This window comes from Marinobacterium profundum (assembly GCF_001528745.1).
GTDB lineage: Bacteria > Pseudomonadota > Gammaproteobacteria > Pseudomonadales > Balneatricaceae > Marinobacterium_A > Marinobacterium_A profundum.
The window spans coordinates 1-1,921 of record NZ_BCNS01000187.1 but is presented as its reverse complement, the minus strand read 5'-3'; the positions used below and the strand labels follow the sequence as shown (position 1 = coordinate 1,921).

Annotated in this window: 3 protein-coding genes and 1 pseudogene; 3 read left to right on the top strand and 1 reads right to left on the bottom strand. The window is 53.7% G+C overall.

The window, feature by feature from the left end:
- The first annotated feature begins 97 nt into the window (after positions 1–97).
- The 3 genes from rhuM to nadS all read left to right on the top strand — a co-directional run bounded on the left by rhuM (position 98) and on the right by nadS (position 948).
- Positions 98–253, top strand: a complete 156-nt coding sequence (gene rhuM / locus MPRO_RS26225; protein ID WP_281177205.1) for a RhuM family protein — start codon at positions 98–100, stop codon at positions 251–253.
- 151 nt (positions 254–404) lie between these two features.
- Entirely contained in the window at positions 405–662 is a 258-nt protein-coding gene (locus MPRO_RS21475; protein WP_245635174.1) for a type II toxin-antitoxin system RelE/ParE family toxin, read from the top strand.
- 1 nt (position 663) lies between these two features.
- Positions 664–948: a NadS family protein gene (gene nadS, locus MPRO_RS21470; RefSeq protein WP_067298183.1), complete on the top strand. Its 285-nt coding sequence runs from the start codon at positions 664–666 to the stop codon at positions 946–948.
- A gap of 62 nt (positions 949–1,010) precedes the next feature.
- On the opposite strand, the pseudogene MPRO_RS21465 reads toward nadS, so the two are convergent.
- Positions 1,011–1,751, bottom strand: a pseudogene (locus MPRO_RS21465) (IS256 family transposase); the annotation flags it as partial.
- Positions 1,752–1,921 lie beyond the last annotated feature (170 nt).

Here is a 1,921-nt window from a genome sequence, read left to right as displayed (position 1 = left end):
TCGGACAGCCTCCTAGCAGCAGTACGCCGCTATTACCAAGCATCTAAGCTGTATCCACACAAGAGGCGAACTGGGCGAGCAGAGTACATGTTCCATTTTGGAAAACATGGCCGAGCACGGTCAGCGCTACAAAACCAAACACTACAATCTGGATGCCATCATATCGGTGGGTTACCGCGTGAACTACAAGCGTACTACGCAGTTCCGCCAGTGGGCCACCAACGTGCTGAAGCAGCATCTGGTTATACGCTGAACCAGCCTCTTCACCACTGGAAGTCTTGGCTAGGTGTACCTTGTACACTTAGCATCTACAGGCAGGGAGCTTCAACGGTGAGTCACGCGATAGAATTCATTGAGACACCCGTCTTCACAAGGCAGATCAGAGAGCTGCCTCGGACGATGAGTTGAGGGCGCTGCAGGAAGAATTAATTGCCCAACCTGACAAAGGTAATCTGATTCAAGGGACTGGAGGACTCCGTAAAATCAGGATCGCAACGGGTGGGCAGGGTAAAAGCGGGAGTATCAGAGTTATCTATTTTCTGGCTACCCCTGACGTTATTTATCTGGTACTGGCCTATCCCAAAAGCATGAAGGACACCCTGACTGCTACAGAGAAGTCAGAACTGAAGAAGTTGACCAAATTACTGAAGGGCGAGGTCTGACATGAGCATATTTGACGAACTGAAATCATCGCTTGAAGAGGCTGCCGAGATAAAACAGGGCATCAGACGCCCGGCACGAGTGGCCCGTTACGAGGTCGCCAATGTGAAGGAAATTCGGGCACAGCTAAATGTTTCTCAGCAAGAGCTGGCGGCGGCGCTCGGCACCAGTGTAGATGCAATCAAAAGCTGGGAAAGCAATCGACGAAACCCCACTGGACTAGCGGCCAAGGTGCTGGCCACCATCAAAGATAACCCAGCCTTTTTCCACGAGCTTGCGGCGCACTGACCAAAACGGCCCAGCCCGCCCTGCGCGAGCCTGTAAATAATTCTGTGTAACTGCCCACTCCATTACAGGTGACCGTCCAGGCGGTCACCGAACTCGATAATAAAACGATTCAGTGCTGGCTTCCAATTCCGGATTGGCATGGTCCATTTTTTGGAGGCCTGTTGTATGGCGAGGAAGGCCACTTTCAGCGCTGAGTCATCGGTGGGGAAGAGTTTCCGCCGCTTGGTCGCTTTGCGGATAACGCTGTTGAGTGACTCAATGGCATTGGTGGTATAGATCACCTTCCGAATGGCCGGAGGATAATCGAACAGGGTGATCAGGTTCTCCCAGTTGTTACGCCAGGAGCGGGTAATTTGAGGGTACTGACTGTCCCAGCGTTCTCCAAAGACCTCCAGCGCCTGCTGAGCCTCGCGTTCCGTGGCAGAGTGGTAGATCTGTTTCAAGTCAGCGGTCACGGCCTTGTAGTCCTTCCAGGACACATACCGTAGCGAGTTGCGGACCATGTGCACGATACAGAGCTGAACCTTAGTCTGGGGATACTCTGCGGCAATGGCATCCGGAAAGCCCTTGAGGCCATCCACACAGGCGATCAAGATGTCCTCCAGGCCGCGGTTCTTCATTTCGGTGAGCACCGATAGCCAGAACTTCGCACCTTCGGTTTCGGCCAGCCACAACCCCAGAAGCTCTTTATGACCGTCCATGTTGATGCCCAGTGCCAGATACAGGGACTTGTTGATCACCCGCTTGTTCTCGCGGATCTTCAGCACGATGCAGTCGAGGTAGACGATGGGATAGATCGGGTCGGTGTTTGTCAACGTAGTTGTCGTGCCGACCATTTTGTTATGCCGCCTTATTCTGAGTCGCTTCCTGCTTCTCGGGGTTGAGCATCACCGTCCCTACCGGTTGCCAATTACGCGTGTTGCCTGACCAGCGTTCCGGTCGTTCAGCGCGGGCTTGCTGGTACAGCGCACCC